The following is a 15302-nucleotide window of genomic DNA, read 5'->3' on the forward strand; positions in this document are numbered from 1 at the left end:
ACGATAAAGCCAGCGGCTGAATATGGCCCAGCTGCCGATAAGACTTTGCGAAGAAAGGCCCTGCGTGTCGTCAACCCGCCACCCGTGGCTCGCGTTCGTCGAGGTGTTGCCATCGCTCGGCACACTACCGGAGATATCGCTATGAAGTTTGTCCGTTGTTTCGCCGTGCTCGGCTTCGCCCTCGGCCTCGTCGCCACGAGCGCCGCTAATGCCCAACCTTTTCAGGACACGCCACCTGCCGGAAACAGCGACTCGGCGCACGGGCAGCACGCTATGCCCGACCCGCAGAAGCAGACCGCGCGATTGAGCCGCAAACTGCAGCTGACGCCGGACCAGGCCGCGAAGATCGAGCCGATCCTGGCCAACCGCATGCAGCAGATGCAGCAGATGCGTGGCGACACGTCATCCTCGCCGCGCGATGTGCATCAGAAAATGCGCGCGCTGAAGCAGGACACCGACAGTCAGATCCAGGCCATCCTCACGGACAGCCAGCGCCAGCAGTATCAGCAGATGCAGCAGCAGGCGATGCAAAAGCGCCTCGATCACAAACAGGGTGCACCTGCTGCCGGCGGTGGTAGCGACGAAGACGGCGGTTAAGTCGAGTCACTGAAGCGTTCGACGGTTCGATGCCTGCAGCCAGCGAAATTTCTGCCTGCAGGCATCGTCGTTATTTTCCGATGCAGAACGAGCTGAAGATCGCTCCAAGCAGATCGTCGCTGCTGTAGCTTCCGGTGATTTCACCCAGCGCCTGCTGCGCCTGGCGAAGCTCTTCGGCGGCCATTTCGCCAGCTCGGCCTTCGCGCAGATGAATTGCGGCGTCATGTAAATGGACGTCTACTTGTTGCAAGGCAAGGACGTGGCGGCGGCGTGCGCTGAAGGCGCCTTCGCCGCTGCCGGCACCGGCAAGCTGCTTCAAGGTCTCGCGCAACGCGTCCAGCCCCACGCCGGTTTTTGCAGAGGCCCATAGCCAGCGGCGGCCGTCGCGCTCCTCGCCATGCGGTAGCTCGTTATCGAGATCAATCTTGTTGACCAGCACCAGCTGCTCGACGCCTTCGGCCACATCGACAAGCAACGCGAGATCGGCATCGGCCTGCTTTGCGTCCGTGACCAACAGCGCCACATCGGCCCGCTGCAGCTCACCGTGGGCGCGGCGCACGCCCTCGCGTTCTACGACATCATCCGTCTCGCGCAGGCCGGCGGTATCAGCCAGTTCCAGCACGATGCCGTCCAGGCTCAGCTGCTCGCGCAGCACGTCGCGCGTGGTGCCTGCGGCCGCGTTGACGATGGCGCGATCGCTGCCGGCGAGCGCGTTCAACAGGCTCGACTTGCCGGCGTTTGGACGTCCAACGATGGCCACGCGCAATCCGTCATTGAGCCGCAAACCGCGGCGCGCCTCGCGCAGCAATTCGGCCAGCTCGGCCTGCACGGTCACCAGCTGGCGATTGATGGCGGGGTCGGCGAGAAAGTCGATCTCCTCTTCCGGGAAGTCGATCGCCGCTTCGATATGCACGCGCAGCGCGACCAGCGCCTGCAGCAGCGCGTCGACCTTGCGTGAGAACACGCCTTCCATCGACTGCAGCGCCGCACGTGCGCCAGCGTGCGAGCGCGATGCAATCAGGTCGGCGACAGCTTCGGCCTGCGCCAGGTCGAGCTTGCCGTTGAGAAAGGCCCGCTCGGTGAATTCGCCGGGACGCGCCAGACGCGCACCCAGCTCGCATGCGCGGCGCAGCAGCAGATCGAGCAATACCGCGCTGCCGTGTCCCTGCAGTTCCAGTACGTGTTCGCCGGTGTACGAGGCCGGCGCCGGGAAGTACAGCAACAGGCCGCGATCGATCAGTTCGCCCGCTGCATCGCGGAAGGCGGTGAAATGCGCGTAGCGCGGCGTCGGCGCACGACCCAACAGCGTTTGTGCGATCGCCGGAACGGCCGGTCCGGACACCCGCACCACGCCCACACCGGCCATGCCGGGCGCGCTGGCCACGGCGGCGACGGTCTCGCTGGAAAGATCGATCACCTGATCGGACGGGGAAGTGGATGTCATCGGCATGCACTCTAAACGAAGACAGCCGCGACGGTTTCCCGCTCGCGGCTGTCGAGGCGTCTCTATCGAAACGGACTCAAGCCGCCTTGATGCCTTCTTCGCGATCCACGTGATGCGTCACCCACCACTGCTGGCCCAGACCCACCAGACCGTTGATCGCGTAGTACAGGCACAGGCCGGACGGGTAGAACGCGAATAGCAGGGTGAACAGCAGCGGCATTACCTTCATCATCCGCGCCTGCGCCGGATCCATGCCGGCCGCCGCCGGATTGAGCCACTGCGTGCCCAGCATCACCAAGGCGTAGATGATCGGCAGGATGTAGAACGGGTCGGGCGAGCTGAGGTCGGGAATCCACAGGAACGGCGCATGGCGCAGCTCGATACTGTATTCCAGCACGTAGAACAGGCCCAGGAACACCGGCATGGTGATCAGCACCGGCAGGCAGCCGCCCATCGGATTGACCTTTTCCTTTTTGTACAGCTCCATCGTCGCCTGCTGCATCTTCAACTTGTCGTCGCCGTAGCGCTCTTTCAGCTGCGCGATGCGCGGCTGCAGCTTGCGCATCTTGGCGCTGGACTTGTACTGCATCGCCGTCAGCTTCCAGGTGGCGCCCTTGATCAGCAGCACCAGCAGGATGATCGCCACGCCCCAGTTTTTGGCGATGGCATGCAGCTGCGACAGCACCCAGTGCATCGGCACGGCGATCGCCTTGAACATGCCGTAATCGATGGTGAGATCGAGACCCGGCGCAATCGCATCGAGGCTGCCTTGGATATTCGGGCCCAGATACAGCTGCGACTGGCTGCTGACGCTTTGACCCGGCGCCACGCTCAGACCCGGACCCATCGTGCGGATCAGATAATGCGGCTGGCCGCTGTCCGGGTTGATGGTACTGGTGACGTAGCGGTCGGTCTGGTCAGCCGGCGGAATCCACGCCGCGAAAAAGTACAGCTTCAGCATGGCGGCCCAGCCGCCCTTGATCTGCGCGTCCAGCTGATCCTTCGGCTCGGAGAAATTCTTGAACGGCAGCTTCTCGAATTTCTCGCCGGTGTACCAGCCGGCGCCTTGGGCAAAGCGCGTCTGCGGGTCGGTATAACCCTTGATCCAGCTGCTCGGCTTCGGCGGCGCCGCGCGCAGCAGCTGCTGATAAGCGTAGCCCTGCCACGGCTGTGTGCCGCCGTTGTCGATCCGCTGAGTCAGGCCGATCTGGTAGCTACCACGCTTGAAGGTATAGGTCTTGGTGACCTTGAGGCCGGCGGCGTCCTGCCAGGTCAGATCGACCTTCAGCTCGTTCTGGCCCGGCGCCAGGGTGTAGTCGGTCTGCGCCGCGGTGAAGATCGCCTGGTGATTGGGCTGATCGGCCGGCGCCTTGTCGCTGCTGCTGACCAGGCCGTTCTGCGCGACGAAATAATCGTCCTCGCTATTGTCCAGCAGCACGGTCGGGGCCGGATGCGGCATCGCATGGGTCGGCGGCAACGAGGGGTAGGCCAGCAGCTGGGTTTTCACCACGCTGCCGCCGCGGGTATCGATGGTCAGATGCAGCACGTCGGTATTGATGTTGACCAGCTTAGCTGTCGTCGCCGTGGCCGACGGCGCGGTGCTGGAAGGCGTTGCCCCAGGGATCGCCGCGCTGGCATTGACGCCGTCGTTGGCGGCCACCGGTACGCTGCCATCGGCCTGTGTGCCCGCGCTGCTGGAGCTGGCGATAGGCATGGACGGCGGCAGCGGCGCGTAATCCTTTTCCCAGGCCAGAAACAGGAAATACGCCACGGCGAGCAGGGCGAACAGGAGAAAGGTGCGCGTTTGATTCATCGCGTAGCAAATCCGGGTAACGCCACGACAGTGCAGAGCCGCGGATGGTCAGGAAGAAAGGATGGGATAAAGGGCAGCAGTCAACACGCGATTGTGGCGGTCACGGCGGCTGGCTTCAATGGCGGGAGCGTTTCAACGCGATGTTTCGTTGCGACTTGCCAGCAACTTCTTCCACAGCAGATCGATTTCCGCCAGCAGTTCGGGCCCCGGCACACCGGCCGCCTGCTCGCGCGCCATGACCATCAGGTCGACGGCAGGGAGCTGGTGGCGTACCCGCCGGAACGACTCACGCAACAGACGCTTGATCCGGTTGCGCTCGACTGCGCGTTTGGAAACACGCTTGGATATTGCCAGGCCAAGCCGGGCTTGGCCAAGTTCGTTGCCGCGAAAGCGCATATGAAAACAGCGGCCGCCTGCGCGTCCGCTGCTCGACCGCAAGGCGGCGAATTCACCCGGCCGGCGTAACCGCGCATCGCGCGGCAAACCGGCGGACGACATGATCTACCGCTCGATTACGGGATCAGGCGCTTGCGGCCTTTCGCACGGCGGGCGTTGATGATCTTGCGACCATCGGCCGTGGCCATACGTGCACGGAAACCGTGCGTGCGGGCGCGCTTGAGCTTGCTTGGCTGGAAGGTCCGCTTCATGGCGTACTCCGAAGGGAATGTTAATAAAAGGTCGCAAAGTATGTCTGGTTTGTAGTTCGAGTGTCAAATGGGATTGACATCATACGGGGACGGGCCTGTGGACAGGGCTGTGGGCAAGCGTGTGGATAATTGCCGGTGACGCTGCCGACGCTGCTGCTAGACTTGCCTGCCCGTCACGCGCGAAAGCGCCCTTAAAGTCTGTGGTTGAAACTATTCATGAGTGATTTGTGGCGGCGCTGTCTTGAGCGTCTGGAAGGCATTGTTAGCGCCGAAGACCTGCACACCTGGCTGATGCCGCTGCAGGCGCGCGACGAAGCGGATGGCCTGCAATTGTTCGCGCCCAATTCTTATACGCTGGACACGGTGAAAGAGCGTTACCTGTCGCTGATCGGCGAAGTGCTGAACCAGCTGGCCGGGCGCGCCATCGCCGTGCGCATCGACGTCGGCTCCAATACGGCAAGACCTGTCGCAGCGGCAAAACCGGTAGCGCCTCCGCGCACCAAGGCCGCCGAGCCGGCGGCGCCGACGTTCCATCACAATCTCGACCCGCATTACACCTTCGAAACCTTCGTCGAAGGCAAATCGAACCAGCTGGGCAAGGCCGCTGCGATGCAGGTGGCCACCAATCCCGGCCGCGCCTACAACCCACTGCTGCTGTATGGAGGCACCGGTCTAGGTAAAACCCATCTGATGCATGCGGCGGGCAATCTGATGCGTGAGCACAACCCGAACTGCAAGGTGCTTTACCTGCGTTCGGAGCAGTTTGTGGGTTCGATGATCGAAGCCCTGCGCGCCAAGAGCATGGACGAGTTCAAGAAGCGTTTCCGCTCCGTCGATGCGCTGCTGATCGACGACATCCAGTTCTTCGCCGGCAAGGACACCACGCAGGAAGAGTTTTTCCATACCTTCAATGCGCTGTTCGAATCCAAGCAGCAGATCATCCTGACCTGCGACCGTTACCCGAAGGAAGTGGACAAGCTCGAGCCGCGGCTGAAATCGCGCCTGGGCTGGGGCCTGAGCGTGGCGATCGAACCGCCGGACTTCGAGACGCGCGCTGCGATTCTGTTGGCCAAGGCGCACGAAAAGGGTGTCGCCGTGGATGAAAGCGTGGCGATGCTGTTGGCCAAACGAATTCGCTCCAACGTGCGCGATCTGGAGGGCGCGTTGAACACGCTGGCAGCCCGGGCCAACTTCTACGGCAAGCCGATCACCACCGATTTCGCCGAGGAGACTCTGCGCGACCTGCTGGCGACACACGCGCAGGCGATCACCATTCCAAATATCCAGAAGATCACTGCCGAGTATTTCAACGTGCGCCTGCAAGACCTGCTGTCCAAGCGGCGCGTACGTTCGCTGGCACGGCCTCGGCAGATGGCCATGACGCTGTCCAAGGAACTGACTGAACACAGCTTGCCGGAGATCGGCGAGGCATTTGGCGGCCGCGACCACACCACGGTGATGCATGCCTGCAAGACCATCCGCAAGTTTGTCGAAACCGACGCGCGCATGCGCCAGGACTGGGAGCAGCTCATTCGCACACTGACCGGCTGAGCCCAGCCTGTTGCAATATCGCGGCAAAGCTTAGGATAAGCGGGTTGGCGGGCTGTGGATAAACGGTGGATCACTTAGGCCTTGCAGTTATCCACATATGACACACAGGAAAGAACAGGCCACAAGCACAGTCAGAAAAACGTTCAACTTATTGTTTTTAAAAGATAAAAATGTGAATAAAAGTTATCCACCGCCTCTACTACTACTACTAAACTTCTTTTAAAAGACAGAACAGCAGTTACAGGAAAGCATAGATATGCAATTCAGCATTCAACGAGAAGCGCTGCTCAAACCCCTGCAACAAGTAGTAGGCGTCGTGGAACGACGCCAAACGCTGCCTGTTCTGGCCAACCTACTTGTCAAAGTGGCCGATGGACGCTTGTCCTTCACAGGTACCGATCTTGAAGTCGAGATGGTCGCCACCACGGAAGCAGAAAAACTGGACGATGGTGAAATCACCATACCCGCCCGAAAGTTGTTCGATATCGTCAAAGCGCTGCCTGATGGCGCAAAGATCGAGCTGAAGCTCAACGGGGATCGTGTGGCGCTCAATGCGGGCCGCAGTCGTTTCACGCTGACCACGCTCCCCGCCAGCGAATTTCCCACGGTCGACGAAATCGAGCTGGTGGAAAAAGTCAGCTTGCCGGAAGAAGTGCTGCGCGACCTGATGGAGCGTACTTCCTTCGCCATGGCGAATCAGGATGTGCGCTATTACTTGAACGGCATGCTGCTCGATTTGCAGGAGCACACGTTGCGCTGCGTAGCCACCGATGGTCACCGTCTGGCCATGAAAGAAACTCAGTTGCAGAGTTCTGTCACCACGCGCAGGCAGATCATCATCCCGCGCAAAGGCGTCAACGAGCTGGTGGGACTGCTTGAAGTAGGCGACGGTGAGGTGGAGCTGGAGTTTGGCCGCAATCATCTGCGCGTTCGTCGCGGCGGGGTGGTGTTTACGTCAAAGCTGATCGACGGACGTTTCCCGGATTACGAAGCAGTGATTCCGCTAGGTGCCGACAAGTCGGCGACGCTGGATCGCGAAGTTCTGCGCGGCGCATTGCAGCGCGCCGCGATCCTGTCGAACGAAAAATACCGTGGCGTTCGTCTCGAGCTCTCCCCCGGCAAGCTACGCATCGTGGCGCATAACCCCGAGCAGGAAGAAGCGGTGGAGGAGGTCGAAGCCGACACCCACGTGTCCGATCTTGCCGTGGGCTTCAATGTGGGTTATTTGCTCGATGCGCTGGCGGCACTGCGCGGTGATAAGGCCAGGTTGAGCCTGCGCGATGCGCAGTCCAGCTGCCTGGTGCAAGAGCACGACAACGAACACTCGCGCCACGTCATCATGCCGCTTCGCCTCTGACCGCTGTCCGATGCTTGTCGATCTGATGGGTCGGTCTCGAGAACGCCGGAACCTCCGTACGAGATTCCGGCGTTCTTGTGTGTGCGGATCGTTTGCATGAGGATCGAACGGCTTCGCATCAGCGGTTTACGCTGTCTTTCCGATACCGATCTGACACTGAGCCCAGCGATCAATCTCTTTGTGGGGAACAACGGAGCCGGCAAGACCAGCGTCCTGGAGGCGGCATTTCTTCTCTCGCATGCCGGTTCGTTTCGGAGCGGATCCAAGGATGCGTTGCTGCAGCGCGATGCACGTCGGTTGTCCGTGTTCGCTGAATTGGTTCATCAGGACGAGCGGACGGTACGTATTGGTCTGGGCCGGGAGTCCGCGCGCTGGGAAGCGAAGGTCGATGGCGAGAACGTGGCCATTGGCCAATTGGTCAGGCAGTGCGCTGTCGTGTGTTTCGAACCGGGTTCGCATGCACTTATTGCCGGCGCCGCCGATGAAAGGAGGCGGTATTTGGACTGGGGCGTGTTCCACGTGGAACACGATTTTCTTGGCCAGTGGCGACGCTATCAGCGCGCGCTCAAGCAACGAAACAGTTTGCTGCGCTCGGGAAATAGCGTTTCCGACGATCTGTTTGACCCGTGGGAAGTTGAGCTAGCCCATACGGCGAACCGAATCGACGAATTTCGTCGGCGCTACCTCGACTTGCTTCGACCTGCACTCGAGGCGAGCCTTGCAGGTCTCCTCCCGGAGCTGGGAGAGCCCCATTTGCGCTATCGCCGGGGTTGGTCGGATGAGCAGGATTTGCGTCAATTGCTTCAAGGCAACCGAAGCAGGGATATCGCGCGAGGCCATACGACAGCGGGTCCTCATCGCGCGGACTGGTCTGTAGCGTTCGAGCGCGCGCCGCTTCGCGAACATCTCTCGCGAGGTCAGGAAAAGCTCACCGCGATGGCTTGCGTTCTGGCTCAGGCGCAACTCTATGCCGCATGTTGCAACGAATGGCCGGTTGTCTGCCTCGATGACCTGGCTTCAGAGCTCGATCAGAGCCATCAGGCAGCGGTAGTGGCGCAACTCGTGGCCGTGGGTGCTCAAGTTTTGATCACAGGTACGGAAACGCCAGAAGTCCTGCGTGCGACTGCCCCAGTGGTGTTCCACGTGGAACAGGGGCAGGTCGCGCGCCTGCTATAATCGAAAGGTTGCATCCATCGCTAGTGCATAACTCTTGCCAGATCCCTGCGCGACACAGGGGATCATGGGCGCCAGGAAACGGTCATCGAATGAACGACGAAACCACGAACGAACCGACTTACGACTCAAGCAACATCAAGGTGTTGAAAGGCCTGGAAGCGGTGCGCAAGCGTCCAGGTATGTATATCGGTGATACCGATGACGGCACTGGCTTGCATCACATGGTGTTCGAAGTGGTGGACAACGCCATCGACGAAGCGTTGGCGGGTTACTGCGACACGGTCATCGTGACCATCCACGAGGATGAATCTGTCAGCGTCATCGATAACGGCCGCGGCATTCCGGTAGACACCCATCCCGAAGAGGGCCGCTCCACCGCGGAAGTGGTCATGACGGTGCTGCACGCCGGCGGCAAATTCGATGCTAACTCGTACAAGGTCTCTGGTGGTCTGCACGGCGTGGGCGTGTCGGTGGTCAACGCACTGAGCGAAAAGCTGTGGTTGACGATTTACCGCGGCGACGAGGAATACCAGCAGGAATACGCGCACGGAGAACCGCTTTACCCGCTGAAGTCGGTTGGCGCATCGACCAAGCGCGGCACCATGGTGCGTTTCAAGCCCAGCCCGGCCACGTTCACCAATAATCTAGAGTTTCACTACGACATCCTGGCCAAGCGCCTGCGTGAGCTGGCCTTCCTCAACTCCGGCGTCACCATCGAGTTGAAGGACGAGCGCGGCGACGGTCGTGCCGATACGTTTGCCTACGAAGGCGGCATCCGCTCGTTCGTACAGCATCTGGCCCAGCTCAAGACAGCGCTGCATCCGAACGTGATCAGCCTGAGCGCCGAGCAGGACGGCATCACCGTCGAACTGGCGATGCAGTGGACCGACTCGTATCAGGAAACGATGTTCTGCTTTACCAACAATATTCCGCAGCGCGACGGCGGTACGCATCTCACCGGTTTCCGCGCTGCGTTGACGCGCTCGCTGCAGAACTACATCGAAAAATCGGGTCTGGCCAAGAACGCCAAAGTCTCGCCGACCGGCGACGATATGCGCGAAGGCATGATTGCCGTGCTGTCGGTCAAGGTGCCCGATCCGAAGTTCTCGTCGCAGACCAAGGACAAGTTGGTTTCGTCGGAGGTCAAGACGGTGGTGGAGCAGGTCGTCAACGAAAAGCTGAGCGAGTTCCTGCTGGAGCATCCGAACGAAGCCAAGGCGATCGCCTCCAAGGTGGTCGACGCGGCGCGCGCGCGCGAGGCGGCGCGCAAGGCACGCGAGATGACCCGCCGCAAGGGCGCGCTGGACATCGCCGGCCTGCCGGGCAAACTGGCCGATTGTCAGGAAAAGGATCCCGCGCTGTGCGAACTGTTCCTGGTCGAGGGCGATTCCGCCGGCGGCTCGGCCAAGCAGGGCCGCAACCGCAAGACTCAGGCCGTGCTGCCGCTGAAGGGCAAGATTCTCAACGTCGAAAAGGCTCGCTTCGACCGCATGCTGGCCTCGGCCGAGGTCGGTACGTTGATTACCGCGCTGGGTACCGGCATTGGCAAGGACGAATACAACCCGGACAAGCTGCGCTATCACCGCATCATCCTGATGACCGACGCGGACGTCGACGGCTCGCATATCCGCACACTGCTGCTGACGTTTTTCTATCGCCAGATGCCCGAACTGATCGAACGCGGCCACATCTATATCGGCCTGCCGCCGCTGTACAAGGTGAAGCAGGGCAAGCAGGAGTTGTACATCAAGGACGATACCGCGCTGAACGATTACCTGATTTCCAGTGCCGTCGACAACGCCTCCTTGACCTACAGCCCCGATGCTCCGCCGATTACTGGCGAGGCTCTGGAAAAGCTGCTACGCGGCTATCAGCAGGCGCTGGACCAGATCGCCAAGCTTTCGCATCGCTTCGACGCCACTGTGCTGATTTCTCTGCTAGAGCACACGCCGCTAGAGCCGGCACTTTGGGACGATGCGGCAGCCATGCAGGACTGGTTGACGAAAGCAGAACAGCGGCTCGCGGCCAGCGGACTGGGCAAGCCGCGCTACAAACTCTCGCTGCGCGCCGCCGCCGGCGAACAGCCGCCCGCGATCGAAGTGGTGCGTGAGCAGCATGGGCTCAGCCATACCTGGTTCCTGCCGCAGCCGTTTTTCGCCAGCAACGAGTTCCGTGCCATCCTCAGCATCAGCCAGCAGGTGGCGGCGATGATTCAGCCCGATGCGGTGGTTCGTCGAGGTAATGCATCGCGCGGCATTCTCAGCTTCGTCGAGGCCCGCAACTGGCTGCTGGACGAGGCGAAAAAGGGCCGCAGCATCCAGCGCTTCAAAGGTCTGGGTGAAATGAATCCCGAGCAGCTGTGGGAAACCACGGTCAACCCGGAAACCCGCCGCATGCTGCAGGTCGGCGTAGAGGATGCGATTGCTGCCGATCAGATGTTCTCGATGCTGATGGGTGAGGCGGTCGAACCGCGGCGCGATTTTATCGAAGCCAACGCGCTCAAGGTTGCCAACCTCGACGTCTGAGCCTTGATCGCGCTCCGGAGCCAGAACCGGTTGCATCGCCGTTCGGCAGCTGTCTGCGAACGCTGTGTTTCAAGTTTCTGATTTTAATGAATATTTAATGTGGCAGCGCAGCTTGTTATTGTCATCACTCCCGGGTTAACCTCGGAAGTCAACTCGCGCATTGCGGCGAGTCACTGAACGACGAGGATCACCATGAAGCGAGCCCTAGGATTCACCGCGCTGGCGAGCGCCGCTCTGATGCTGATGCTGGCAAGCAGCAGCCCGGTGCTGGCGAAAGACAGTTCGTCCAAGGACAAGCCGGAAGTGCAGTACCCCAACGCGACCCGCGTCGCGCCCAAGCTCGACCTGACCAGCGAAAAGGATCAAAAAAACCTCAACGCCGGTCTTGACGCCGTCACGGCAAATGACAAAGCCAAGGCGCTGCAGTATCTGCAGCCCATCGCCGACGGCGGCAGCAAGAGCAAATATGCCCAGGCACTGGCCCTGCAGGGTCTGGCTACGGTCAAGTATCAGATCGACAACGACCCGAAGGGGGCCATCGCGCTCCTGCAGCAGTCCTTGGCCAATGGCGTGCTGCCGAACGACACGTATTTCCAGCTCGAATACATGTTGGCGCAGTTCCAGGTCGCCGACGAGGAGTATCAGCCGGCGCTGGACACACTGACCAAGTGGCGTGCCGAAGGTAAGAAGGAAACCGCCAACTCCTACGCGCTGGAAGGCAACATCGATTACCGCCTCGGCAAGTTCCCCGAAGCCATTGCCGCGATCAAGAAAGCGCAGTCGCTGACCGACAAGCCCGATCCGGCCTGGAACCAGATTCTGATGGCGAGCTACTCGCAGTCCGGACAGGGCGATCAGGCTGCGCAGGTCGCACAGCAGGCGCTGGCCGCCAACCCGAACGATCCCAACGCGCTGGACAATACCGTGGCCGTGCTGATGCAGGCCAACAAGAACGACGAAGCTATCCAGGTGATGGAAAAGGCGCGCGCCAGCGGTTTGCTGAAAACCGAAGCCAACTACGTGAATCTGGCCAAGCTTTATCTGATTCGTGCGCAGTCCAGCAGCACCGACTCCAAGCCCGATGCCGAGAAGTCCGCACAGGTGCTGGAGGACGGCATGAGCAAGAGCATCGTTACCGCCAGCGCAGACAACTACCTGTTGCTGGGCGAGGCTGACGAACTCTCCGACAATACAAGCAAGGCTGTCGATGCCTACACCAAGGCGTTGCCGACAGCGAAGGACGGAGAGGCTGCGATCCGCGGCGGACAGATTCTTCTTTCGCAGCAGAAATACAGCGCCGCGAAATCGATGATCCAGCAGGGCATCGACAAGGGCGTGAAGCAGAAAGGCGCGGCATACATGCTGCTCGCCGAAAGCGATCGTGGTCTGAAGGACAAGGCCGGGGCCATTGCCGCGATGAAACAGGCCGCCCAGGATCCGCAGACGGCAGAGAAGGCGAACGCGTGGTTGAAAAAAGCGGGCGCAGGCAAATAGCGTCGCTGCAAATGCTCCGCAGGCCAGATGGACGTCCATTTATCTGTCTTGTCGAGCTATACAAAAGCAGGATGCTGTTGTACCGTTGAAAACCTTTTCCTGCGTCTCCCCAGCGGCGAGTTCCGTCGATTCATCAGGCGGTTTCAGGCCACGCCCTGCGGCAACGTTCTCTTCCGATTGATCAGCTTCAGACAGTGAAAGATGGCCTCAAGTAGACAAGACAACGAGAACGAAGGCTTCAGCTGGAAGCGCACGGCGGCATTGGCTTTTGCCATTGGCCTGCATGCTTTCGCCTTTCTGTTCATGGTGGCGCCTTCGGCCCCGCAAACGCAGAAAGACAAGCAGGTCGACAAGATCGTCAAGGTGAGCTTTATCGAGCCGCCGCCGCCGCCGCCGCCGCCGCCGCCGCCGCCGCCGGAGCCGCCCAAGCAGCCGCCGCCGAAGATCATTCAGCAGGTCAAGCCGCCGCCGACACCGCCGCCGCCGACACCGCCGCCGGCGGTCGAAGAGGTGTCGCAGAACGCGGTGCAAGCTCCGCCGCCTTCGCCGCCCGCTCCTCCGGCACCACCGGCTGACATTGCAGCTGGTTCGGATCTGAGCTACGGCAGCCGTCCCGCGCCTACGTTTCCGCCTCAGGCAATTCGCCAGCACCATACCGGTACGGTGACGTTGCTGATCCTAGTGGGCCTGGACGGCACACCGAAAGACGTCAAGGTGGAAAAATCCAGCGGTTTCCACGAGCTGGATCGCGCAGCAATGGATGCAGTACAAAAGTGGCGCTTCAATCCGGAGGTCAAGAACGGAAAGAAGGTGGAAGGCTATGCACGCGTTCCAATCAACTTCAACTTGGCCGAGTAATTAATCATCTGTCGTCCATTTCACTGGATTACAGTTACAGTTCACGCTTGACTTCCTAGGGTAGCGTTATGTTCTTACAGACTCCTGCAGCATCCGACGCCGCACAAGCCGCTGGCGCCAATTCCACCGCCGATGCCATGAAGCAAATGGGTGTCGGTCACCTCGTCGACGGTTTCGTTCATGGCGAAAACGTTGTCGGACTCGTCGTGTTCGTCGTGTTGTTGATCATGTCGCTTGCCTCTTGGTACTTCATCATCGCCAACTCGATCCGCAACTCGATGGTGGCCTCGCGTCGCGACAAGGTCATCGACGGGTTCTGGAACAACGGTTCCACCCAGGATGCGATCCGCGAGCTGGAAGCCCAGCCCAAGGGCGAACCGTTCTCCAAGATCGCTCTTGACGCTGCGTCCGCTGTGGCCCATCACCAGCAGTCCTCTACCGGCTCCGGTCGTCTTGCCGAGTCGCTGAGCCGTTCGGAATTCATCGACCGCGCCCTGCGCCAGGCCGTGGCTCGCGAAAGCCTGCGTCTGGAAGGTGGCTTGACCATGTTGGCAACCGTCGGTTCTTCGGCACCGTTCGTCGGTCTGCTCGGTACGGTGTGGGGTATTTACCACGCGCTGATCGGTATTGCCGCCTCCGGTAACGCTTCGATGAACGCCGTGGCCGGCCCCGTCGGTGAGTCGCTGATCATGACCGCGTTCGGTCTGTTCACCGCTATTCCGGCCGTGCTTGCGTACAACTTCTTCAACCGCTCCAACCGTCTCACGTACGCTCGCTTTGATGAATTTGCGCATGACCTGCACGACTTCTTCGCAACGGGCTCGCGCGTCGAAGGCGCCGCACCGACCCTGAAGTGAGGTCTGACTCATGGCTATGAGCTCAGGTGGTAATTCCGGTGGTCCGATGTCGGAGATCAACGTCACGCCGCTGGTCGACGTGATGTTGGTACTGCTGATCATCTTCATGATCACCGCGCCGCTGATGTCGCACACGATCACGATCGAGTTGCCCAAGGCTAACCCCAAGAGCAAGGACGAGGAAGTCAAGACGCCGCCGCTGGATCTCGCGGTCAAACAGGACGGCAGCCTGTACTTCAATGACCATCCGATCACGGCGGAAGAGCTCAAGGTGCAGTTTGCTGTGAAAGCCCAGCAGACGCCTCAGCCCGAACTGCAGATTCGTGCGGACAAGGCGACCGAGTTCAAGATCGTGAAAAAGATCATCAGCGATGCGAAAGGCCAGGGCATGGTCCACGTTGCCTTCATGACCACCGCTCCAACGAAGGGACAGTGACCGATGGCATTTTCCAGCAATAGCGGTGGCGGCCCGATGGCGGATATCAACGTCACGCCGCTGGTCGACGTGATGTTGGTGCTGCTGATCATTTTCATGATCACGGCACCCGTGCTCTCGCTCAAGATCAAGGTCGATCTGCCTCAGCCCAACCAGAACATACCGCCGCCGACCAATCCCAAAGATCCGATCAAGCTGAAGATCGATCAGAGCGGTGCGTTCTACTGGAATGACTCTCCGGTGGACGAGCTTGGGTTGAAGGCGCAGCTGGCGGTGATCGCGCAGCAGCCCGATCCGGCGGAAATCCAGATCACGGCGGATGACGCTGCGGCCTACCAGTATGTTGCCACGGTGCTGGCCGACGCGAAGAGCTACAACCTGACCAAAATCGGGTTTGCCGACAGCCAGTAAGCGGGTCCCGTTTCGGCAGTACATGAAAACCCCGCCCTGTGCGTAATGCTGTTCACTTAAGCATTGCATCGTAGCCAAGGCGTCCCAAGAATCCGGCCTTCACCTGTTGAAGGCCGGATTTTTTTGTGTCCCTGCA

General features: G+C 60.6%; 14 protein-coding genes. 10 read left to right on the top strand and 4 right to left on the bottom strand.

Annotated elements, in window-relative coordinates:
- Nucleotides 1–141 precede the first annotated feature (141 nt).
- Nucleotides 142–597: a hypothetical protein gene (locus tag HDE78_RS18220; protein WP_179482121.1), complete on the top strand. Its 456-nt coding sequence runs from the start codon at nucleotides 142–144 to the stop codon at nucleotides 595–597.
- Nucleotides 598–667: 70 nt separating this feature from the next.
- Here HDE78_RS18220 and mnmE read toward each other — a convergent pair whose 3' ends face one another.
- From mnmE to rpmH, 4 genes are all read right to left on the bottom strand, one after another.
- Nucleotides 668–2041 (bottom strand): tRNA uridine-5-carboxymethylaminomethyl(34) synthesis GTPase MnmE, encoded by a 1374-nt coding sequence (gene mnmE / locus HDE78_RS18225; RefSeq protein ID WP_218862525.1) that lies wholly within the window; start codon nucleotides 2039–2041, stop codon nucleotides 668–670.
- Nucleotides 2042–2117: 76 nt separating this feature from the next.
- A complete protein-coding gene (gene yidC / locus HDE78_RS18230; RefSeq protein ID WP_179482123.1) occupies nucleotides 2118–3854 on the bottom strand; it encodes a membrane protein insertase YidC in 1737 nt (578 codons plus the stop codon).
- A 132-nt stretch (nucleotides 3855–3986) separates the two neighbouring features.
- Nucleotides 3987–4352, bottom strand: coding sequence for a ribonuclease P protein component (gene rnpA / locus HDE78_RS18235; protein WP_179482125.1), 366 nt, complete (start codon nucleotides 4350–4352; stop codon nucleotides 3987–3989).
- A gap of 14 nt (nucleotides 4353–4366) precedes the next feature.
- Entirely contained in the window at nucleotides 4367–4501 is a 135-nt protein-coding gene (gene rpmH / locus HDE78_RS18240; RefSeq protein ID WP_007082494.1) for a 50S ribosomal protein L34, read from the bottom strand.
- Nucleotides 4502–4717: 216 nt separating this feature from the next.
- Here rpmH and dnaA point away from each other — a divergent pair, with 216 nt between their 5' ends.
- The 9 genes from dnaA (at nucleotide 4718) to HDE78_RS18285 (ending at nucleotide 15166) form a co-directional block, all read left to right on the top strand.
- Nucleotides 4718–6052, top strand: coding sequence for a chromosomal replication initiator protein DnaA (dnaA, locus tag HDE78_RS18245; protein ID WP_179482127.1), 1335 nt, complete (start codon nucleotides 4718–4720; stop codon nucleotides 6050–6052).
- Between the two features lie 256 nt (nucleotides 6053–6308).
- On the top strand, nucleotides 6309–7409 hold the full coding sequence (dnaN, locus tag HDE78_RS18250; RefSeq protein ID WP_179482129.1) for a DNA polymerase III subunit beta: 1101 nt from the start codon (nucleotides 6309–6311) through the stop codon (nucleotides 7407–7409).
- A gap of 96 nt (nucleotides 7410–7505) precedes the next feature.
- A complete protein-coding gene (gene recF / locus HDE78_RS18255) occupies nucleotides 7506–8585 on the top strand; it encodes a DNA replication/repair protein RecF (protein WP_179482131.1) in 1080 nt (359 codons plus the stop codon).
- Between the two features lie 89 nt (nucleotides 8586–8674).
- Nucleotides 8675–11110 carry a DNA topoisomerase (ATP-hydrolyzing) subunit B gene (gene gyrB / locus HDE78_RS18260; protein ID WP_179482132.1) on the top strand — a complete coding sequence of 812 codons (2436 nt, stop codon included), beginning with the start codon at nucleotides 8675–8677 and terminating at the stop codon, nucleotides 11108–11110.
- 192 nt (nucleotides 11111–11302) lie between these two features.
- Nucleotides 11303–12604, top strand: a complete 1302-nt coding sequence (locus HDE78_RS18265) for a tetratricopeptide repeat protein (protein ID WP_179482133.1) — start codon at nucleotides 11303–11305, stop codon at nucleotides 12602–12604.
- A 201-nt stretch (nucleotides 12605–12805) separates the two neighbouring features.
- Entirely contained in the window at nucleotides 12806–13462 is a 657-nt protein-coding gene (locus HDE78_RS18270; RefSeq protein WP_179482134.1) for an energy transducer TonB, read from the top strand.
- A gap of 68 nt (nucleotides 13463–13530) precedes the next feature.
- Nucleotides 13531–14319 (top strand): MotA/TolQ/ExbB proton channel family protein, encoded by a 789-nt coding sequence (locus HDE78_RS18275; protein WP_179482135.1) that lies wholly within the window; start codon nucleotides 13531–13533, stop codon nucleotides 14317–14319.
- Between the two features lie 10 nt (nucleotides 14320–14329).
- On the top strand, nucleotides 14330–14755 hold the full coding sequence (locus HDE78_RS18280) for a biopolymer transporter ExbD (protein WP_179482136.1): 426 nt from the start codon (nucleotides 14330–14332) through the stop codon (nucleotides 14753–14755).
- Nucleotides 14756–14758: 3 nt separating this feature from the next.
- Nucleotides 14759–15166, top strand: a complete 408-nt coding sequence (locus HDE78_RS18285; protein WP_179482138.1) for a biopolymer transporter ExbD — start codon at nucleotides 14759–14761, stop codon at nucleotides 15164–15166.
- The last annotated feature ends 136 nt before the right edge of the window (nucleotides 15167–15302 follow it).

The sequence above is a fragment of the Rhodanobacter sp. K2T2 genome (assembly GCF_013408815.1).
Taxonomy (GTDB): Bacteria; Pseudomonadota; Gammaproteobacteria; order Xanthomonadales; family Rhodanobacteraceae; genus Rhodanobacter.